This window comes from Calyptranema fuscum S582 (assembly GCF_055793305.1).
The window spans coordinates 47,322-68,247 of the sequence record NZ_JBSLYH010000018.1 but is presented as its reverse complement, the minus strand read 5'-3'; the positions used below and the strand labels follow the sequence as shown (position 1 = coordinate 68,247).

At 47.2% G+C, this 20,926-nt stretch carries 15 protein-coding genes; 4 read left to right on the top strand and 11 right to left on the bottom strand.

Going from position 1 to position 20,926, the window contains the following annotated elements; translation table 11 throughout:
* The first annotated feature begins 455 nt into the window (after positions 1–455).
* Positions 456–1,514: an N-acetyl-gamma-glutamyl-phosphate reductase gene (gene argC / locus ACR6Z4_RS14115; protein WP_479717926.1), complete on the top strand. Its 1,059-nt coding sequence runs from the start codon at positions 456–458 to the stop codon at positions 1,512–1,514.
* Positions 1,515–1,733: 219 nt separating this feature from the next.
* Complete coding sequence (locus ACR6Z4_RS14110; protein WP_479717925.1) at positions 1,734–3,485, top strand: multicopper oxidase family protein; 1,752 nt, start codon at positions 1,734–1,736, stop codon at positions 3,483–3,485.
* A gap of 235 nt (positions 3,486–3,720) precedes the next feature.
* Here the strand turns inward: ACR6Z4_RS14110 and ACR6Z4_RS14105 are convergent, their stop codons facing one another.
* Together ACR6Z4_RS14105 and gmd are read right to left on the bottom strand one after the other, a co-directional pair.
* On the bottom strand, positions 3,721–4,671 hold the full coding sequence (locus tag ACR6Z4_RS14105) for a GDP-L-fucose synthase family protein (protein WP_479717924.1): 951 nt from the start codon (positions 4,669–4,671) through the stop codon (positions 3,721–3,723).
* Between the two features lie 53 nt (positions 4,672–4,724).
* Entirely contained in the window at positions 4,725–5,804 is a 1,080-nt protein-coding gene (gene gmd / locus ACR6Z4_RS14100; RefSeq protein WP_479717923.1) for a GDP-mannose 4,6-dehydratase, read from the bottom strand.
* 717 nt (positions 5,805–6,521) lie between these two features.
* Here gmd and acnB point away from each other — a divergent pair.
* Positions 6,522–9,149 (top strand): bifunctional aconitate hydratase 2/2-methylisocitrate dehydratase, encoded by a 2,628-nt coding sequence (gene acnB / locus ACR6Z4_RS14095; protein WP_479717922.1) that lies wholly within the window; start codon positions 6,522–6,524, stop codon positions 9,147–9,149.
* A 1,899-nt stretch (positions 9,150–11,048) separates the two neighbouring features.
* Here acnB and ACR6Z4_RS14090 read toward each other — a convergent pair.
* The 4 genes from ACR6Z4_RS14090 to ACR6Z4_RS14075 form a co-directional block, all read right to left on the bottom strand.
* Positions 11,049–13,031 (bottom strand): PatA/PatG family cyanobactin maturation protease, encoded by a 1,983-nt coding sequence (locus tag ACR6Z4_RS14090; RefSeq protein WP_479717921.1) that lies wholly within the window; start codon positions 13,029–13,031, stop codon positions 11,049–11,051.
* A 39-nt stretch (positions 13,032–13,070) separates the two neighbouring features.
* The gene (locus ACR6Z4_RS14085; protein ID WP_479717920.1) at positions 13,071–14,552 is read right to left on the bottom strand and encodes a serine hydrolase; all 1,482 of its coding nucleotides are present in this window, start codon (positions 14,550–14,552) and stop codon (positions 13,071–13,073) included.
* 56 nt (positions 14,553–14,608) lie between these two features.
* Positions 14,609–15,097 carry a hypothetical protein gene (locus ACR6Z4_RS14080; protein WP_479717919.1) on the bottom strand — a complete coding sequence of 163 codons (489 nt, stop codon included), beginning with the start codon at positions 15,095–15,097 and terminating at the stop codon, positions 14,609–14,611.
* Between the two features lie 322 nt (positions 15,098–15,419).
* Positions 15,420–16,313, bottom strand: a complete 894-nt coding sequence (locus ACR6Z4_RS14075) for a helix-turn-helix domain-containing protein (protein ID WP_479717918.1) — start codon at positions 16,311–16,313, stop codon at positions 15,420–15,422.
* A gap of 1,094 nt (positions 16,314–17,407) precedes the next feature.
* Between ACR6Z4_RS14075 and ACR6Z4_RS14070 the strand changes: the two genes are divergently transcribed.
* On the top strand, positions 17,408–17,746 hold the full coding sequence (locus ACR6Z4_RS14070) for a hypothetical protein (protein ID WP_479717917.1): 339 nt from the start codon (positions 17,408–17,410) through the stop codon (positions 17,744–17,746).
* A 55-nt stretch (positions 17,747–17,801) separates the two neighbouring features.
* On the opposite strand, the gene ACR6Z4_RS14065 is transcribed toward ACR6Z4_RS14070, so the two are convergent.
* From ACR6Z4_RS14065 to ACR6Z4_RS14045, 5 genes are all read right to left on the bottom strand, one after another.
* A complete protein-coding gene (locus ACR6Z4_RS14065; protein ID WP_479717916.1) occupies positions 17,802–18,254 on the bottom strand; it encodes a DUF3592 domain-containing protein in 453 nt (150 codons plus the stop codon).
* 562 nt (positions 18,255–18,816) lie between these two features.
* The gene (locus tag ACR6Z4_RS14060; RefSeq protein WP_479717915.1) at positions 18,817–19,302 is read right to left on the bottom strand and encodes a PIN domain-containing protein; all 486 of its coding nucleotides are present in this window, start codon (positions 19,300–19,302) and stop codon (positions 18,817–18,819) included.
* The gene (locus tag ACR6Z4_RS14055) at positions 19,299–19,544 is read right to left on the bottom strand and encodes a UPF0175 family protein (protein WP_479717914.1); all 246 of its coding nucleotides are present in this window, start codon (positions 19,542–19,544) and stop codon (positions 19,299–19,301) included. Before ACR6Z4_RS14055 ends, ACR6Z4_RS14060 begins: the two co-directional genes overlap by 4 nt.
* A 314-nt stretch (positions 19,545–19,858) precedes the next feature.
* Complete coding sequence (locus ACR6Z4_RS14050) at positions 19,859–20,074, bottom strand: hypothetical protein (RefSeq protein ID WP_479717913.1); 216 nt, start codon at positions 20,072–20,074, stop codon at positions 19,859–19,861.
* 414 nt (positions 20,075–20,488) lie between these two features.
* A complete protein-coding gene (locus tag ACR6Z4_RS14045; protein WP_479717912.1) occupies positions 20,489–20,788 on the bottom strand; it encodes a hypothetical protein in 300 nt (99 codons plus the stop codon).
* Positions 20,789–20,926: the final 138 nt, after the last annotated feature.

Sequence of the window (20,926 nt, the reverse complement as noted above, 5' to 3'; positions counted from 1 at the left end):
ACTTGACTGATAGAAATTATTTAATCCGCGATCCTTAGGAATTTATTGTCCGGATGAACGCCGTCCGCCCCTTCAAACACTTTTGCGTGACATTTCGTATGACTTCTGCTTTAATCCCATTCCAAATCTGATTTTTGATACTACAATGCAGCTTATTTAGTACTCATTCAAAACAGCCCAGGTTTTGGAATTCAGCCCCCTCCAACGCGTTCGGATCTAGGTTTCAGCATCGGTCAATGGCGATCGCAGTTGATGAAACAATTCTAGTGAATGGGTCGAGTCTATGCCATTTGAAATGGCTATATCTTGGGTTGTGCTTCAATTTTGTTGTTAATTTTTTGCAAAGGCGCGCGAAGCGCGCCTTTGCAAAAAATTAACAACCGATCTAGAGCATCACCCTATCTTGTTTGTGTTTTCTGTTGATTGTTTCTATTGATTTTGGAAGGTTAAACATCATGGGTGATTCGGGACGCACGCCAGTGGGAATTGTGGGAGCGTCAGGTTATGGAGGAGTTCAGTTAGCCAGACTCTTACTGGATCACCCAAAACTGGAGCTAGCATATCTGGGTGGCGATAGTAGTGCAGGAAAGCAATTTTCTGAGCTTTATCCTCATCTTGTCGGTCAGATTTCACAAACGATTGAGCCAATTGATCTAGATGTCATTGGCGATCGCTGTCAGGTTGTTTTTCTTTCTTTACCTAACGGTCTGGCTTACAAAATGGCTCCACAGCTATTAGAAAAGGGCTGTAAGGTGCTGGATCTATCTGCCGACTATCGTTTTTTTGACCTGGAAACCTATGCTGCCTGGTATGGTGGCGATCGCACGGATCAGGCGATCGCCCGTACAGCTGTCTATGGGCTACCAGAGCTGTATCGCGATCGGATTGCCGATGCCCAGTTAGTCGGTTGTCCCGGTTGCCATTGCACGGCTGCATTGCTGGCGATTTCACCGTTATTGAAACAAGGCTTGATCATTCCCGAAAGTGCCATCATTGATTCTAAAACTGGAACTTCAGGGGGGGGACGACAAGCCAAAGTCAATATGTTGTTGTCCGAAGCCGATCAATCGGTCAGTGCCTACAATGTTGCCCGTCATCGTCACACGCCCGAAATCGAGCAAATTTGTAGTGACCTGGCAGGGCATGAAGTGTTGATTCAATTTACGCCTCACCTGATCCCGATGGTGCGGGGCATTTTGGCAACGGTGTATGCGACGCTGCGCGATCCCGGACTGGTGCGAGACGATTTATTGACCATCTACCAGGCGTTTTATCGCAATAGTCCCTGGGTGCGAATGTTGCCCAGTGGCACTTATCCGCAAACCAAGTGGGCAAATGGCACTAACCTTTGCTACATCGGCATTGAAGTGGATCCCCGTACCGATCGCGTGATTGTCATGTCAGCAATCGACAATTTGATGAAAGGGCAAGCATCACAGGCAATTCAATGCCTCAATCTGATGATGGGTTGGGATGAAACCTTGGGCTTACCCAAGCTGAGCTTCTATCCCTAAAGCTGATTAGGACAAAGGTTGTGTGAGAACCCGCGCGGAGCGCGGGTTCTCACAGTTGATAGATTGGTTCTACTCCTGACAAATTTTGCGTTTACCTCTGGTAGAGGCGCGAGCGATCGCATCTCTACCAGGAGTAAACGCTGTTTTTTTTGATCAGCTAATCATTCATTCTTAAATTTTCACTACTCAATAAAGCCAGAATTAGCAGAAGCGCTTAGAGTGGTGTCTGTATTCTTGCCCTCAAACCATGCCATTTTCTCTGATGTAAACAGCGATCGCCCTCAATTAGCTGAACTGGAGGATATACCCCATATGAACATGACCCGACGTGAGGCATTAAAACTAGGACTCATGGGTAGTGGCGCACTGCTTTCCCCTTTTGGATTTCCGGCGATCGCCCGGGCACAATCCAGCCCCTACGTTCCGCGTTTCCAGCAACCCTTCCAAATTCCTACCGTACTCCAGCCCGTTCGTAGTGATAATACCTTCGATTACTACGAAATCACGATGCAAAAGCAACAGGTCAACATTTTACCGGATCGACCGGGTACAGAAATTTGGGGTTACAACGGCAGCTTACCGGGACCCATGATCCGGCAACCCAAACGGCGACAGTCAATGGTGCGGTTTATCAACCAACTGGGCAGCAGTATTGAAAATGGGCAGGAAATTCCTTTAAAAACGTCTGTTCACTTGCATGGCATGGCATCTCTACCCCAATATGATGGCTATGCCGAAGACCTTACTCCACCGGGATATTACAAAGACTACTACTACCCCAACAACCGGGCAGCAACCCTGTGGTATCACGATCATGCCGTCCATCGCACCTCTCGCCACGTCTATATGGGGTTAGCAGGGTTGTATATTGTGGATTATGCGGCTGATGACCTTTGCAACCCCGCTGACTTAGATAATTTGCCGCAGGGAGACTACGATATTCCCTTAGTCATTCAAGACAAGCGCTTTGATCCTGATGGGCAGCTCGTTTTTGATGATCGCGGACATCGCGGCATTTATGAAGATGTGATTTTGGTGAATGGTGTTCCTTTTCCGCAAATGGAGGTGGCTCGGCGTAAGTATCGATTTCGAGTGTTAAACGGGTCTGCATCACGGACGTATGAATTAGCACTGAGTCGAGAAGCTGGACGGTTAACCATTGGTGACAAATTAACTGTGGTTGCCAGCGATGCTGGCTTGCTCAACGCCCCCGTCGAACTCAAGACGCCCTATAAGTCATTGCGGGTGGGGGTGGCAGAACGCTACGAATTTGTGATTGATTTTGCTGACTATCCCCCCGATACAAAATATGTTTATCTCAAGAATCTGGGGTTTGTTAATAATCTAGATGCTGAAGCTCAGGCAATTGTGCGGTTTAACTTAACGGGCGATCGCCCATCTGAGAATCCTCCCATTCCTGGCAAACTGGGTAAAGTTACCCCGATTCAAAGCTTGCTTTCCCAGGTCACTCGCACCCGTACCTTCCGGTTCGATCGCAACGGCGGCAGTTGGAAAATTAACAACCGCTTATGGGATCGAGGCTTTGTGGCTGCCGATCCGGGCTTATGCGATGTTGAAATTTGGGATCTGGTAAACACAGGCGGCTGGACGCATCCCGTTCACATTCATCTGGTTGACTTGCAAATTGTCAGTCGCAATGGGTCACCCCCCGCCCCCTACGAACGCGGCTGGAAAGATGTTTTTGTATTGAACGATTTTGAAACGGTGCGCGTCATTGCTAAATTTGGTCCCCATGTCGGCAAATACATGCTGCATTGCCATAACATCGTCCATGAAGACCACGACATGATGACCCAATTTAAAGTCGGTCAGGGCGGTCCCGAACCTACGTCAGTACCAGCAAAACCCCTACCTGCCCCTGCCATTGGTTCGACGCCGACGCCATCGCTAATTAGCACCACCGACTTTCCATCGAAGTGCTTTATTCCCGCTCCCGATGGGTGTCAGTAAGATACAGTGCAGCATAGTAATTTCCTGAAACGCTCACGCCGTGAGCGTTTCAGGAAATTACTGTCCAGTGATTGGCTAAGGATCGTGGATTTAATAAAATCGAAGATTTTATTAAATCCACGATCCTTAATTCATCTGTGGCACCTGCACCAAACGCCATACAGTAAATCAGCCATGCCTTTAAATGCAAGAAGGCGCGTCCTTTGGACGCGCCTTCTTGCTTATTGAATCGGTTTTAAGCCGCGTGCTGACGATACCAGTCGATGGTGTTCTTCAAGCCCTGCTTAAACTCGACCTCGGCAACAAAGCCAAATTTCTCTTTGGCCCGTTGGGTATCCAGACAACGACGAGGTTGACCGTTGGGTTGATCGGTTTGCCAGACCAACTCGCCTTCGTAGCCCATCAATTCACAAATCAGGGTAATCAGGTCTTTGATCGTAATTTCATAGCCTGTGCCCAAATTTACAGGTTCAGACTCGTCATAGAGCTGAGTACCCATGACGATGCCTCTAGCCGCATCGGTGGAATAGAGAAACTCACGAGTCGGGCTACCGTCTCCCCAGACTGGAATTTGCGCATCGCCGCGCAGCTGAGCCTCATGGACCTTACGGATAAGTGCCGGGATCACATGGGAGCTACGAGGATCAAAGTTATCTTCAGGCCCATACAAATTCACGGGCAGCAGATAGATGCCATCAAAATTGTATTGCTGCCGATAGGCTTGCAACTGCACCAATAACGCCTTTTTGGCAACCCCATAGGGGGCATTGGTTTCTTCTGGGTAGCCATTCCAAATGTCATCTTCCTTAAATGGAACTGGAGTAAATTTGGGGTACGCACAGATTGTGCCAACGCAGGTAAACTTTTTCACACCTGCTTCATAAGCAGCATGAATGAGTTGGGTTCCCATCATTAAGTTGTCGTAAAACAACTCAGCGGGTTTTTCTCGGTTGAGACCGATGCCACCGACATGGGCTGCCAGGTGGATGACGACATCTTGTTGGTCAACTGCCCGTTGACAAGCCTCCCACTGCCGCAAGTCATAGTCTTGCGATCGCGGTATGGTTATCTTAGCTGGGTCAGCTCCGGCTTGGCACAGTTGATCGACGACTTGACGACCAAGGAACCCGGCTCCGCCCGTGACCAAAATGCGCTGATTGGTTAGCTCTAACTTTGCTGAGGTCATGGCTTTAATTACGTTACCTGCGTGGGGTTAAGAGAATTCAATTCGCGAAAAGCTTACGGCATCACACCGCCTACCGCTTTGCGAACCGTGGCATAGTCTGAGGCAGATTGAGGCGTGTGACCATTCAAAGATGGTAATCCCAGCGCTTGCAAGTCAGCATCTACCATCAGTTGAACCAATTCGGGAAACGTTACAGAGGGTTCCCAACCGAGCTTTTGTTTTGCCTTAGTAGGATCGCCAATCAACAGATCGACTTCTGCCGGACGAAGATAGCGTTCATCAAATTCTACGTAGTCTTCCCAGTTCATGTTGACGTGACCAAACGCCAATTCTAGAAACTCTTTAACAGAGTAAGTTTCACCCGTAGCGACGACATAATCATCGGGTTCGGTTTGCTGAAGCATTAACCACATAGCGCGGACATAGTCTTTGGCAAAACCCCAGTCGCGTTTGGAGTCGAGATTGCCCATGTAGATTTTCTTTTGCTGTCCGGCGACGATGCGGGCAACGGCTCGGGTAATTTTGCGGGTCACAAACGTCTCACCCCGACGAGGAGACTCATGGTTAAACAAAATGCCGTTGCAAGCGAAGAGGTTATAGGATTCGCGATAGTTTACGGTTTGCCAGTGACCATAGACTTTGGCACAGGCATAGGGACTGCGGGGGTAAAACGGAGTCGTTTCTTTTTGAGGAATTTCCTGAACTTTACCAAACATTTCAGACGAGCCTGCCTGGTAAAACCGAACCTCAATGCCTGTCCGTTGTTGATAGTCGCGAATCGCTTCTAACAACCGTAAAACGCCCATTCCTACCGCATCGGCAGTATATTCAGGCGAATCAAAACTGACTCTGACGTGAGACTGTGCGCCTAGATTATAAATTTCAGTGGGCTTAACCTCTTCCAAAATTCGTCGTAGAGTGGTTCCATCAGTCAGATCCCCGTAGTGAAGGAAGAGACGAGCCTGCTCATTGTGGGGGTCTTCGTAGATGTGATCAATTCGGTCTGTATTGAATGTGGAGGTGCGACGGATAATACCGTGGACTTCGTAGCCTTTTTCTAATAAAAGCTCACTCAGATAAGAGCCGTCTTGACCCGTAATCCCAGTAATCAGGGCACATTTTTGCTGCGTCATCCTTATGTATTCCTTGTGAATCGACTTAGAAGAGGGTTAAGGCTGTGACCAGCCTATCACCAGAGACTATCTGACAATCGGGAAGAGTATTTGCAATTTGCAATCTCTCCAGTTCCAACTATAGCTATCCTATTCAGGATCATGAATTAATAAAATCGAGGGTTGATGTTTTACACCACAGCCACGCCGCAGTATTAACGATCAACAGTTGGTTTCTATTTAATTCAGGCCAGAATTGGAAGGTTTCGGCTTAGTGGGCGATCATTTTTGCGTCAGGCTATCCCTTAAAGAATTGATGAGACAAAACATTAGAGAAAATACTCAAATTAATTCAAAAGTTAGCCTGAAAAAACGGACAAAATGTAAAGGAAATGTATATTTCTCACAAAGAATCCGCATGATTCTTAAATGCACGCTGACTATACCCAGTAAGATTTCCTATGCCGTTGAACCGTAAACTGGGTTAATTGGCGATCGCCCTGCCCGGTTCAACCTACTAAACTTACCTGTCAATTGTGCATCACGTTACTGTAGAAGAGTAATGATTCTACGTAAGCTCATAAGACTTGGGCAAGGTTAACCATCAAATCCGTTAGATAATGACTCCTGGACAGAGATTGACTGGTCAGGAGTTGCACTGATGTGATTAAATTTCTTTGTCTCGTCAGTTGGTTGCGATCGCTATAGTGTGCTAGAGCCTGGAGAGGTGCTTTAAAAATGTTGGAGTCTTACCGTCAACATGTTGCAGAACGAGCGGCGTTAGGTATTCCGCCTCTGCCATTGACTGCTGAACAAACGGCTGATTTGTGTGAGTTATTGAAAGTGCCACCTCAGGGTGAAGAACAGGCATTGTTAGAATTGCTACGCGATCGCATTCCTCCGGGGGTAGACCAGGCCGCCTATGTTAAGGCAGGATTTTTGACGGCGATCGCCAAATCAGACGCAACCAGCCCGATTCTGACGCCGTTAGCTGCCGTTGAACTGTTGGGCACCATGATGGGGGGCTACAACGTCCACTCTTTGATTGAGTTGCTAAAGTCCCCAGACGCCTCTATTGCCCAAGCCGCCGTCGCTGCCCTCAGCAAGACATTGCTGGTCTACGATGCCTTTCATGATGTACAAGAACTGGCAGAGAGTGGCAATCGCTACGCCAACCAGGTTTTAAATTCCTGGGCAAATGCAGAGTGGTTTACCAGTCGGGCTAAACTGCCTGAAGCAATTACGGTAACAGTATTCAAGGTGCCCGGAGAAACCAACACCGACGACCTTTCCCCAGCACCCCATGCCACGACCCGACCCGATATTCCACTGCATGCGCTTGCAATGCTGGAATCTCGAATGCCAGGAGGGCTGGATATTATTGCTGAACTCAAGCACAAAGGTTATCCCATTGCCTATGTCGGCGACGTAGTGGGGACGGGATCATCCCGTAAATCGGCGATCAATTCCGTGCTCTGGTACATTGGCGAAGATATCCCCTGTGTGCCTAATAAACGCACTGGCGGCTTTATTTTGGGTGGCAAGATTGCCCCAATTTTCTTTAACACGGCTGAAGACTCTGGGGCATTGCCGATCGAATGCGATGTCACTCAGATGGAAACAGGCGATGTGATTACCATCTATCCCTACAAGGGCGAAATCACTAAAGTTGGGGCAGACGGTGACGCCGCCCAAGTAGTTGCAACCTTCCAACTCAAGCCCGACACAATTTTAGATGAAGTTCGAGCTGGGGGACGCATTCCACTATTGATCGGACGCACCCTTACCGACAAAACTCGGATTGCTCTGGGATTGGAACCCAGTACCCTATTTGTTCGCCCCCAAATGCCAGCAGATACAGGCAAAGGTTTCACACTGGCACAAAAGATGGTGGGCAAAGCCTGTGGGCTTCCTGGCGTTCGCCCCGGCACCTCCTGCGAACCCCTGATGACAACGGTGGGTTCCCAAGATACTACAGGTCCAATGACCCGCGATGAGTTGAAAGAACTGGCTTGCCTGGGCTTCAGTGCCGATCTGGTAATGCAGAGCTTCTGCCATACTGCCGCTTACCCCAAACCTGTAGACATTGCCACGCACCAGCAACTGCCCGACTTCATCACCTCTCGTGGTGGGGTTTCCCTGCGCCCTGGAGATGGCATTATTCACTCCTGGCTGAACCGGATGCTGTTACCCGACACCGTCGGTACCGGGGGCGATTCCCATACCCGCTTTCCATTGGGGATTTCATTCCCGGCTGGGTCTGGATTAGTTGCCTTTGCTGCTGCGCTGGGGGTAATGCCCTTGGATATGCCCGAATCGGTGTTGGTTCGCTTTAAGGGCACATTGCAGCCGGGTGTGACCCTGCGGGATGTGGTCAATGCCATCCCCTATGTTGCGATTCAGCAGGGCAAACTGACTGTTGCCAAAGAGAATAAGCAAAATGTCTACTCTGGCAAGATTATTGAAATGGAAGGCTTGCCCGATCTCAAGCTGGAGCAGGCGTTTGAACTGACGGATGCAACCGCAGAGCGATCGGCAGCAGGCTGCACAATCAAACTCAGCCCAGAAACGGTAGCTGAATATCTGCGCTCTAACGTGACCCTGTTGAAAAATATGGTGGCTCGCGGCTATGGCGATGCCCGTACGATTTTACGACGGGTTGCCAAGATGGAGCAGTGGTTAGCAAATCCAGTTCTGATGGCAGCCGATGCCGATGCTGAATATGCAGATATTATCGACGTCGATCTGGATCAGATTACAGAACCAATTGTGGCGGCACCTAATGATCCGGACAATATTAAGCTGATGTCGGACTGTGCTGGAGACCCGATCCATGAGGTATTTATTGGTTCGTGTATGACCAATATCGGGCATTATCGGGCAGCCGCAAAAGTGTTGGAAGGAGCCAGTTCTACAAAAGTGCGGTTGTGGATCTGTCCGCCGACCCGGATGGATGAAAAACAACTGCGGGAGGAAGGCTACTACGACATTTTTGAAGCGGCAGGAGCCCGAACAGAAATGCCGGGATGTTCGTTGTGTATGGGCAATCAGGCGCGCGTAGATGATGGTGTGACTGTGTTCTCAACCTCTACCCGCAACTTCAACAACCGTATGGGGAAAGGCGCACAGGTTTATCTCGGTTCCGCAGAACTAGCAGCCGTTTGTGCCCTCCTGGGTCGTATTCCTACCGTAGAGGAATATATGGAAATTGTGACCCAAAAGATCGATCCCTTTGCAGCCGATCTGTACCGTTACCTGAACTTCGATCAAATTCCTAATTTTGAAGACGAAGGTCGGGTGATCGCATTGGAAGATATGCCCCGGATTGAAGACATTTTGGGAATGCCAACGGCAGCGGTACATTAATCGGTAAGTTTGATTGCGATCGCCCCCCTTCAATTAGGAAGTACGGGCGATCGCATCCGCCAGTGGTATTCATGTGATGATTTTTTGTTGCGCGGGCGTCGCCCACGCAATAGAAAATCGTTACTTTTTTAGAACTACCGAAAAAGGGTATGAAAAAGTTTAGAGTCTTGGATTGATTGCTATCTTCTGCGCCATCATTTTGGGGTCAGTTGCGATCGCCTCAAACGACTTCACAGCGCATAGAATCGGGAGCATGTCAGTTTTGTAAGTTTCTGCATCCGCCCCCCTTCGGGAAGCAAGCTACATCCCCCAGCCCCTTGACGTTTAAGATGATCGCTTCTCCCAAGCTTGGGAGCGGGATTTGAAGCTTCGACGTGAGACTTCGGCATGAGTTCAGTCGAACAGTGAGAGCGCAACGATGCCATGCTCCCCTGACTAGATAGCGATCGCGCTAAATTAGATTGCATACATACCCTGAAAAATCTGCCCTCGTGTCAAAAAAGGAAATAAAGAATCACAACATGGACAATTAATTGGCGACACACAAAAACAGTTGGGTATGCAATTTGATGTAAACACATCGTCGATTCCATACTGTTGTGGTGTCATTTTTTTGTAGATTTCATGAATAGCTGTAGCGCTAAAACGGCTACAGCGGCTAACGTTGGTTGATTGATTTGGAAGCCTCATTCTATCCTCCATAGGCTTGAGATTGACGGGTTGTCCACCTTATACCAGTTCCCTATAACGATGCATATGGTTTTAGGTTGGGTTGCAGCTCGCTTCTGTATAGCAATACAACGTGAAACCCGACAATAGCGAACCCTGTTGGGGTACCCTGCGGGAAGCAAGCTACGGAATCTCAACCCAACCTAACGATTTTGCTCAAGTCACATTGAATTGGTATTAGGACAGGAACGTTTCTATTGATTGAGCAGATAAACCTCCACATTCAACAAATGAACTTTCCACCTTCCACACATCCAGCAGGGCATTCAAGGGCAACACAGTTAGGGGAAATACAATTACAACCGCTTAGCATCATCCTCAGTAAAATATGGTCTCCAGGTACAACTGATGAGGGTCTTGCAGGCATAGGGCGAACAGAAATTTGATCTATACCGCGAATTACGACCTGGCGAGATGCACTAGGATAGGAACCAGTTCTTCCTCTTGCAATAACTGTAGAACTGGAGAAGCGGTCACGTGAAATGTTTTCTGATTGATTTGGAAATCTCATTTCGGTTTTCTCCTAAAACTTCATCAAACGCCGAATATTACGGACGAGAGGAAACCCATGCTATGGGCAAGCAGCTTGCGAAGCAATTCATGGGATTACCTTCGGTGAATAAGAGACAAGACCAGTAGCAACGCCAGAAAGATTCAGTTAATGCAGCAGAGGGTAAAAATTGAATATCTCGCGAAGGGGCAATTCCTGTAAATTCATTCCCTGTCTTGCCTAACATCGATTTCATTAGACCCGGAGATTGATTGGGGAGCCTCATCTTTTAATATCCTCCCAAATAGGTTTGGTGAGTTGGTTTATTTTCAATCGGGTGAACAGCACCCAAATCCAGAGGTTGTTTCACCTAGTGTGACTGCACTGAGACAGTTGTTGACTATAAATCTAGCCATCCCTTTTCCTGTCCCTGAAATCTCGCACGAGCAAGTTTCACCGCAATCTTCTACAGGTAAACGTTCAGGAGACGTAAATCCCAAATGCCCAAATGAGAAAGGCACTAAGCGCGCAGAAGACTGAGCAGGATAGACACCGTGTATCACTACTGGTTGTACGGAGACACCACGGATTACGTTTACTGCTTGACTTGGAAGTTTCATTGTTTATTTCCTCCTACATTTAATAAACATTAAGGATGAACAAAAGTTACTCTGAATCTACTACCGCACAAACCACGATCGCACTCTCCCCACACTTACCGGACACACATCACTCACATCAACTGTGAAGCGATACACTTTTCGAGCTTGTTCAAACACTCGTCTGGGATTGAAAAAAGTTAGCTTGACATCCCAACACTCAGAACCAGGACGACCCAGTGGACTGCGTTCCACTTCAATGGTGTCGAGATCCATTTCATCTCGAATTGCAGACTCAAAAATTCGTTCGACATTCAGAGCATTCGTCGCTGAATAGTTGATGGCTCGTTCTTGAGGTGTGATACCAAGATTACGAAGCTCATAGTAAACTCGCTCTAAGAAATTCATTACAGACTCCGATCGCTCCCCATAAGCCTCTCGGGCTTGATCTGATGCAGACTCAGATGGAGGGCTGCCGCAAACGGCTTCAATCAGTGCGGTTGTTGTCCAGCTATACATACAACGCAGCGTCGGCAGAATCACAGGCACCACCTGCCCCGACATCAACATCACTTGCCCCACGATTACGCCGGGAACGGAAATGCGTTCAACTCCTTCTGTGATTTGCTCTCTGAGGAACTGAACTAACCGCTCATAAGCGCGATCGGCAAAGGCACCTTGGGGTTGGATCGCATAAATGGGCGTAGCATCCAGATTCAGCGTCCAAATGATAGTTGCTGCATCCCAACAATTTGCATTGAGATAGGCAAGTAGTTGTTGAACGTCTTGAGGATTTGCCCCTTCGCCCATGTGCTGTTGAACCGAATTTCGGCAGGCTTCTGTACCAAAGTCGTATCCCAACTGTCCTAATGCATAAACCAACTGTACAGATGTAGCATTGCCACCTCTACAACTACAATCTGCTGATTGTATTCCGCTGGCATCTACCTGTGCTAATGGAGTTGATGAAGGCTGAGGTTGCAGAGAGTGTGGCATCACTTTAGCCGGGAGGGGACTGTAGGCTGCTGCTTGAACCGCAGCATCTGGCTGATGGGCTAGAGGTGAGGATGGACTGACCTCCTCAATTGAGGTTGGTTGTTTTGCTGCTAATTCCAGGTTTTCATTCATGGTTTTTCCTTGTTGAGCAATCAATAACATGGCTCCTTTAACGTTGAGGCGACCTGCCAGAAGGCGACGGCAATCAGTCGCAGGTTGGGCATCACAGGCGATCGCACTTTTCAAAATGGCATCTCGTACGGCATGAGGATTGGGAGCTTGACCCCGTTTAACTTGCAAACTCAGGAGCAATGCTGCAATGCCAGAAACAATAGCCGTGGCATAACTCGTCCCGCTACTGGTTGTGATTTCGCCTCCCGGAACCGCTCCAGGAATGTTTTCACCCAGTGCCAAAATTCCTTGTGTACGGTACGACTCACCCCAATTGCTGAAATCTAGCGGCATTCCTGCCGCATTCATCGCACCCACTGTCAGAACCGAAGGCAACGCACCGGGAATATGCAAACAGTTGCAGCCATCATTGCCCGCCGCCGCTACAATCAGAATGTTTTGATCGGTGCAATAGCGAACGGCATTTGTGAGGAGTGGATCAGCTTCTCCGCTTGAAGTCAGTTGTCCGCCACTGATGTTGATAATGTGGGCACCGTGATTGGCAGCTAATAGGATAGCTCTGGCGAGATCCAATTGAGAACAAGGGGCGATCGCTCCTGAAAACGGGTCTTCGACCAATGCCGCTCTCTTGCTATCGGTAAAGATAGGCACCACCAAACCCTGACAGTGAGGAGCAAGACCTTTGAGCAAGCTGTGATGCTGACCCAGGATAATACTCGTAATCTGGGTACCATGCTGTGCGGCTGACCCGTGAGCGGACGAAGTTGGAACGAGTGGTTGCAGTTGCGTGAGTCTGGCATCTGCAAGACTGGGGTGAGATTGATCAACCCAACCATCCAAAACAGCAACACAAATTTGAGACTCTCCGACTGTTTCTGCCCAGAGATCTGGCAGTCCTGCAATTGCAGGAGTGGTGGCATTGATGACGACGGGCATAACGGATGACCTCCCGATCGTTGATGTTGCAAGGAGGTTTTATTGTTGCCAAACTGCCGCAAATACATGGTTGCGACTCCTTGCTGCGGCTGTAACCATCGTGAGCCTGTATCCTTCTTGATTGACCCACCGATCCAATTCATTCTGATAACTGGATGAACTCATGTCATGCCTCAGAACCTGGGGTCGATCGATATTGCCGTAGAAGATAGCAGAATACCGGATATCACCATTGTGGTTGTAGGTCTTGAGGTAAGAAATCTCTCGTTTTGCGCCTACTTGTTCGTCAACAAATGCTTGATACTGATCTTCTGTAAGGAACGATTTCACCGCCAATTCATCAACCATTTTCTTTTCGTAGAAGCCAGCATAGTGACGCTGCCCATCAATTGAGGTAACAGAAAGATTGACTGGAACAAAGCCTTGAGCCGTCAACGCATCAAACTTCTCCTGATGCTCGGTAGCCGTGAGACCATGATAGGCAGGCATATTGGTGCGATCGCCTTTGACCAGAATGACCGCATATCTGATCTGTCCTGATTGCACATAGCTGTCTACTTGCTTGAGCTTGTAGGAGCCATTTTCAACATGTTCATCAAACACCTCTTGATACTCTTTACCCGTCAAGCCGTGTCGTGCTAACCAACTTGTTTTAGAGGGGCGAAAGATCGCATTAACAAAGACTTCTTCTCCAACGTTGTAGAAGTTGATCCAGTCGGGCATACTGCCATGAGGAGATGATCCCGTTTTGTCGTCCCGATTTGCGTAACCTTTAGCATACTTGTCATCGGGCAATTCGCTCTCAGGGCGACAGGTTGGAGCGATCGCATTAAATGCCTGAGAGAAAATTTCTTCTCTCATGTATTTTTCATACAGTCTGAGATACTCAAGCCTGAGCGCTTTTGTGTATTCAAAATGGTCTAAGTTTTTGTTTTCCTGGTGAAACTGGGCGACTTGTTCTGGGTAGGCGATCGCTGCGACGAGAAGCCCCACTAAAACCATTCCATAGTTGTTGTAATCTCGCTCTCCAATGTTGTGTTCATCCACTCCTTTTTGCAGAATGAAATAAAAACCTATTCCATTCGCACTGTATTCTTCAGGAGGGTTGATACTATCTGAAGCAATACCAGATTTATGCTGAAGTAGCCTTCGGTACGTTACCTTCTCAAAGTTTTTACCCGCCAGAGTAGTTTCTCTCCACTTCAGCGGCAGTTTCTCCCAAATCGACATGTCTAGCTGGTCTTGAACACTGGCATGACTCAATTTGTGGCGATCAAACAAGTGCAGCAATGCAACAGCGGTCAGCACTTTGCTAACCGAACCAATGCCGCTAGAAATGTACGTTTTCATTGGCACATTTCCATCACCGGGCGCTTGTGCCCAGCCACCGGAGACTTTTGCCTGGATGTCCGCTTCGTTGGCAATTACAACCGCATAGCCTTTAACTCGCTCGGCGAGTTCTTGATGAATTTTTTCTTCAAATACAACTGCGTTGAATTTAACTTGAGTTTGAGTTGACATCGTCATAAATCCTTACGAGGGGGCTTTCGTAGATGACCGCTCTTGAAATGACGCATTCAAGCTGAAAATGGGTTTGCAAACAGAAGGACTGGAGTTAGATGATCCACAACTCCAAAGGTGTCCGAAAAAGGTTTAATGCTGGATGAAGAGACAGAGTCAGAAGATAGAGTTGCGATAGTTTCGGCAAAAATAGGTATTGGACGTGAGCGACCACTCAAGAGTGCTAGCGCGTCAATGCTCGTGGCGTTGTTGAAGGTCAGAATCAGCGTCCCTCGGATCTTGCCCTCAGCCTCAACGGAAGACGCTCTATCCTGTGAGGACATCGCTCCCACAATTGCTCCAACCGTCCCCAGCAGTTCATCTGTAGATCCATCAGTACTGTTGCGTGGAGTTCTTGTAACATCACCAAAACGAATACTCCACGCCAAACAGCCTTCTGCCGTTGTTGTCGGTTCTGGGAGCACTCCGAGCAGTTCATCAGAAATTTGGTCTGGGTGAACAGTAATATCGATGGTTCCGGTGTCTTGATTGAGAGTAATTTTCATTGGTTTAACCCTCGACCCAACTCTAAAACGATAAGTTGACTGTAGATCGCCCCAGAGATAAAGTCCTGCACGTTTGTGCGGTTAGTGCACAATCTTGTGGTGAGTTAAGTAACGTTTTATATAGAAATTGAATGCTTCATTAGAATGGAGTGCAGGGGTGGAACCCCTGTCCGGGGGCTGTGCCCCTGTCCTAAGGATCACAAACTAATTAACCTAGAATTTTATTGGAGAGAGCTATTGGAGAGAGCGACGGCGGAGCCGTCGCTCTCTCCAATAGAATTAGGTTTTATTCGATCCCCGATCCTGACCAACCCTTCGGCTGCTATAAATTCAAAAACGTTTTGGGAGTCACCCCAGTCAGGCGCTTAAAGTGACGGTGCAGGTGACTTTGATGGCTGAAACCACAGGCGATCGCCACGGCTGCAATACTCATGCCACCTTTTTGCAGCAATTGCTTGGCTCTGCCCACTCGTTGTTGAATCAAATACTGATGGGGGCTCAGTCCAGATGCTTGCTTAAACGCACGACAGAAATGATGCTGGCTCATTTGGGCGATCGCTGCCAATTCTTGCAAACTCAGTTCACGCTCTAAATAATCGTTGATATAGTCTGTAACCAATCTCAATTTGTATTGAGGCAGTCCACTGTTGCAGGGTATAGTTCGCTGGTTTTGGGTGGAGTAATGCTGTAAAAGATGGATAGCAAGAGTATTGGCGAGGGTTTCAGCATATAGGCGACTGCCATAGCCCTGCGATCGCAATTCTGCTTGCAGTGCCAGCCCAATCTGATAAACCAACCCATCTTGGAGGGCAAAGTGAGGAATCAACTCCACCTGCTCCCTTCCCAATAGTTCAATAGCATGTAAGTTTAATAAATCTGGCTTGAGGTTCAGGGAAAGGATTTGAAGCTCAGTATTCCAGCGAAACGAGTGACAACTGTAGAGAGGACAAATCACAGCCATCCCTTGAAAGTGAGTTACTGAACAAGATTTTCCTTCCACAATGCACTCTGCCTGGAGGCTTTGCCCCATATTGATGCTGACCACATAGTGATCAAGGCAAAATTCGGGTGTTTCCCCCGGAGGGAGACAAAATGCTTCTAGCGTAATAGTGCTCCATCCAGAGTTTGAGCTGGTGAGCGTGGGCACTTGTTCAAAAACCTCAGGCAAACACGTTGGGTGATTTGAATCAAGTTCCGGCGGCTGTTGGGTTGACATGACTCGCCCTCCTGTTTCTGAAGAGGCAGCTTGTTCAAGGTTTATCGTTCTATGCTGGTTCAGGCAGGACGATGAAGGGTTTCCTACAGCGCATTCCCTGAAGCATGCGTTAATGTTCGTCTCGTTAGCCACAGGCTTCATTGTGCAAATCGGAGATACAGTTTGCCACTACCCATGAGGGTACTTTTTAGACAAGCTGCTATGTGTAAATGTTTCCAAAAGACCGGAGCAATCGGGAGCCTTAAAGAAAGCACTTGCACAAACAATGAATTACGTAGATGACTACGCTTTATGTTACCAATGCTGAGCAAGTGATCAAGCTCCTTGAAATGGATTCAATACGTTCTATGGAATAGCTATTTGAAAGCCTGACAGTCTTGGTTAGAGAATTATTCACTCTCTAATAGATACCACCAAACGTTCGCCCTTAGAGACAGCTTGCGGCATCACTATTAATAGGCAATAGACAGAAAAATCCTGTCATGCAACGCAACGTGGCACGATTTGAGTGAGACGCTAACTTCTCTAGAATCTGTCTAAAAAGTTGTTTTTTTCGTGCGCGAAGCGCACGAAAAAAACAACTCTCTTAGCGAGTTTAAAACACGCCCTGGGTTTTGATTTGAATGCGATCGCGCCTTCGTTCAGTGCCCACAGAGAAAAGCAATGCTGGGTTTTCTGGCGTCAATCCAGCCTGTGATTGGCGATCTCACTGGAAATTCCAACCCTGTCGGTGGACTTATAATAACCCCACGGAGAAAACTGTTGCAGGAGCGTGATGACTCAGCACATTATTTCTGCTGTGCACTAGTACACCAACTTAAAAGTTTTAGAAGGGGTGGAGGGGGTTTTACCCCCTCTTGGGGGCGCAGCCCCCAAACCCCCATGTTGCAAAATTTCGTGTTTGCAACACTAGTTTTCATGGATTGTATACTTTTTAACAAGGATCGGGATTTCTCTTATTGCTTGCTCAGTCTACCCAACGTAAACACACCAAGAACAGAGAGTATATGAGACCAAGATTATGGATTGTAGCTTTTGGACTTCTTCTCTTCATCGAGCCTACCCGTGCTTACCCTAAGACGCAGCCCGACCTAATGGGTCGTCGTCTCACAGCGTCCGAAATAGATGCTCTAGGTTCTCCAGTCCAGTCGCCTTGCAGCAACAACCAACTCCCGCCCGACACTGAAGCCGAAACCTGTACAGTGCGCGGCCCCTACCAGGGCATCATCGCTGGCAAACGGGGAACCGAGGAGAGCTTATCCGATGCGCTAACCGCCTGCCGTGCCGACCCCTCTTGCCTTGGCGTGAGTTCTATTTGGTATACCCAAAGCCCTTGGTTTACCGTTACAGAAGCCTCTAACTTCGCGGTTGATACTGCATCCTATGGTTGTACCATCGTGCTCGATTGTAGGGAGCGGGAATGCCGCAGATGATATTCCGTTTCTTGAGAGTTTCAACTGAGGGGTGGTCTAGATCGTTAGAAATCCATCAAGGTGGATTGATGCCAACGAAAAGACAAAATGATAAATAAAATCCTCCTAACGCAGCAACCAGGATGCACAAAGGAAAAAACCAAAAATGAAAAAACGAAGCATCAAGTGCATCTTGCGGGTTTTTGGGATTGTATAAAATCTTAATTTTAGTTCCAATAGCTCTTAACGCCACATTCGCATCAGAGGGTATAGAGAATGGGGAAACAAAAGCAACCGTCTCGCCAGTTAGGGTCTGAAATTCTATCTCTTCACTAAACGTCCGATAACTAGAGATAGTGTTGCGAGTGATCTGATATCCAGTAATAACACCAGTCGTCCGAATCCCCTTGGTCGCCATTTTATAGTTTTTGTGGAGCATTGATATGGCAATATAGCCAAAAAAAGCGCTGACCAAAAGGAACACGATGCCGATAAGAATCTCGATCAAGCCGACTGAGTTTGCACCCATACAATATACCTAACTACAGAGAATAAAATTTTGTTTCGAGATACTTTCACATGTAATGCCTGACAGTCAAGCAAACGTGAAGCTTTTTTACATGATTAAGTCCTTACGCAGCCCAGAAGAGATGGAGGAAGTCATCCAGTTGTGCAAATCTGCACACTGATGAACCCTAAGCCCAAGGTGCCTAAGTCGCGATCACAGCGCTACCAAGCCAATTAGAAACCCTAAGCTGGGCGATCGCCTAACTTGAGGTCGGGGTGTGATGATGGGGGCAGCCTAACTTGTTATTAGACGGAAAAGTTCTGTTTACCTACCCTTTAGAGGGTCTTAGGCAGAAAAATTCTGTCCAAAAGCACAATTCAGCGATTTTTCTACCACTATATCTTTTTGACAGCTAATTTCTCTGCAAGTGTCAGCAAGTCTTCAAAATTCTGATGAGTTTGGTTTAACTCAACTTGTTTAGGGCGATCGCATTTTTATCGAGCAATCTTACTCATGGAAAGATACATTTGCTGATATCTAAATGATCGCAATGGGATGGCTGAGAGTATGACTGATAGACCATTTACTCATCTGCTGCATTCAAAACATCTGCATAGAGTTGGCTACTGATTCGGAAATTTGCTTGAGTGATTAAATCATCCATGATGGGTTTAACTGTCGCAATCAATTTTTGGCGTTTTGCGAACAGCAAAATACCTAGAACTCCGATGATCGTGACCCCAAAATCTTTTGCTGCTTGTTTACCTAACCGCTCATCGATGATTAATCGAGTCGCTTCAACTTCGATAGCCAGTGCAATCGCTTCAGCCTCTCCTACATTTACCTGAGTTCGTAACTCATTTACCAATTCTTGATTCTGTACAGAGCAAATCTCTAGCCAAGTTGCTGCTTGAACTGCTGTAATTACGGTTTCACCAGCCCTCTTATCCAATAATTCTTCGCTCACCGCAAGCGGAATCAGAATCTTGCCGTAAAGCTGATGGATTAGCTGAAGCTGCCCAACCTTAGCCAAATTTGAAATGGGAGATGTATTGCTGACAATGATCACTGCCAGTTTGATTCCTGCAAAGTCTTAAGATCTTCCTGAAACTCAGCAACATCATAATGGACGCAGATACGTCGATCAGCCAACAGTTTTTGAAATTGCGTCCGATGTAGCCCTAGTAACTCACTTGATTTTCCTAAACTAATTTTGTCTTGGCGAAATAACATCAGCACAATTTCCAGAAACAACTCGCTTTCTGATAGCCCACTGGCTTTGACAATGTCGTCTGAAATGACCAAACTCATGGTTATCTCTCCAACTTTTCGATGCTACTGCTCAGATCGTAGCAGCCAAACTAGCTTTAGCTTTAGCCTTGATAGCAGCAGTATATGATTCTGGGAATCGGCGAGTTTTAGCAATTTTTTAGATCTGGGGCGATCGCCCCTTCAATTAAGCATCATGGGCGATCGCATTTTTATCGACTAATCTCATCGATGAAAGATAGGGTTGCTTGCGTCAGGAATTGATATAAAGGCGATCGCTAACGTTCCAAATCACCGGCACAGACCCTCTTTACAACTCACCAATCGCTTGACAGTGTTCCAGGTGCATTGGGATGTTAGGTTTCGTGCTTTGATGTTTGAAACTCTATGATTTTAGAATACAAGCTACTGACTGATTCTTGAGCAAACAGCTGATCCTTGAGTTTCAAGTAATCTCCCTTACCAATATTGCACGCTGCCCAAAACCGAGCAACAGCAGACGCTTCCATATTAGCCAGCAAAATCTGAAACCCTTCTTGTAAAACTTGTTGCTCACTTTTAACTTGGATCATCGCTGCTTATCTCTAAAACAAAGCCAACTGGATTGATAACTTTCATCGTTAACCCTGAACACCGATTGATCAACCGCTTGTCACAGGTGATGAAATAGTCACTTTTAGCTACTTCAGTACAGATTATAAGACTGGTATCTAAATACACCCTTGTCATGCGATCGCTCGAAGCAAGACTGCTTAATTGTATTTTGCCGATCAGTTACACCGAATCGTTCCAGTCAGAAGCCTTCAAGAACTGTCCCAACCAGTAGCTAAAGAAGGCTAACGGCTCGATTGAGTGGCTACAAGTAACCTTAGATTCAACACCCAAGGTTCTCAGCAGTCCGCTCCAAGCGAATTGTTAGCCTGCGTACTTGGGCGACCGCCCCTACAACTGCTACTGGGTTGTAGAACTCTCATCGCATTCCAGAACTAAGGAACCCAAAGTGTAGAGGTGGCACTATCTAAACTACTTCCTTGAACAATATAGATACTGTACTGATCCTCGGGATATTTTTCTTGTAGCCGTAATTTCTTGACAAAGGCATCCGTACTTCCGTGTTCCATGATGACTTCTCTAACATCATTCAATGGAAAAGGCCAAAACACTTCACCAGTGACCTTATTAACAACCTTTATGCCGAACCCCATAATTAGTTCACTCCCTTGTGAAACTTGGAAAAACCATCCATTACGGATTTGCGAGAAGACCGCGATAATAACAGGCAACATTGAAGGACGCTCTCTGTCGCCAAGCTCTTAGCAGGCTAACTTGTTATTAGACGGAAAAATTTTATCTATCTCTCCTATATGAGATCTTAGGTGGAAAAATTCTGTCTATCTAACCGATACTGGATCTTAGACAGAAAA

What these genes read in the sequence shown, in the direction of transcription:
- ACR6Z4_RS14105 (WP_479717924.1), bottom strand. Translation starts at nt 4,671, where the DNA reads ATGACCTCAGCAAAGTTAGAGCTAACCAATCAGCGCATTTTGGTCACG.
- ACR6Z4_RS14045 (WP_479717912.1), bottom strand. Translation starts at nt 20,788, where the DNA reads ATGTTGCCTGTTATTATCGCGGTCTTCTCGCAAATCCGTAATGGATGG.
- ACR6Z4_RS14090 (WP_479717921.1), bottom strand. Translation starts at nt 13,031, where the DNA reads ATGCCCGTCGTCATCAATGCCACCACTCCTGCAATTGCAGGACTGCCA.
- ACR6Z4_RS14050 (WP_479717913.1), bottom strand. Translation starts at nt 20,074, where the DNA reads ATGATCCAAGTTAAAAGTGAGCAACAAGTTTTACAAGAAGGGTTTCAG.
- acnB (WP_479717922.1), top strand. Translation starts at nt 6,522, where the DNA reads ATGTTGGAGTCTTACCGTCAACATGTTGCAGAACGAGCGGCGTTAGGT.
- gmd (WP_479717923.1), bottom strand. Translation starts at nt 5,804, where the DNA reads ATGACGCAGCAAAAATGTGCCCTGATTACTGGGATTACGGGTCAAGAC.
- ACR6Z4_RS14080 (WP_479717919.1), bottom strand. Translation starts at nt 15,097, where the DNA reads ATGAAAATTACTCTCAATCAAGACACCGGAACCATCGATATTACTGTT.
- argC (WP_479717926.1), top strand. Translation starts at nt 456, where the DNA reads ATGGGTGATTCGGGACGCACGCCAGTGGGAATTGTGGGAGCGTCAGGT.
- ACR6Z4_RS14085 (WP_479717920.1), bottom strand. Translation starts at nt 14,552, where the DNA reads ATGTCAACTCAAACTCAAGTTAAATTCAACGCAGTTGTATTTGAAGAA.
- ACR6Z4_RS14075 (WP_479717918.1), bottom strand. Translation starts at nt 16,313, where the DNA reads ATGTCAACCCAACAGCCGCCGGAACTTGATTCAAATCACCCAACGTGT.
- ACR6Z4_RS14055 (WP_479717914.1), bottom strand. Translation starts at nt 19,544, where the DNA reads ATGAGTTTGGTCATTTCAGACGACATTGTCAAAGCCAGTGGGCTATCA.
- ACR6Z4_RS14065 (WP_479717916.1), bottom strand. Translation starts at nt 18,254, where the DNA reads ATGGGTGCAAACTCAGTCGGCTTGATCGAGATTCTTATCGGCATCGTG.
- ACR6Z4_RS14070 (WP_479717917.1), top strand. Translation starts at nt 17,408, where the DNA reads ATGGGTCGTCGTCTCACAGCGTCCGAAATAGATGCTCTAGGTTCTCCA.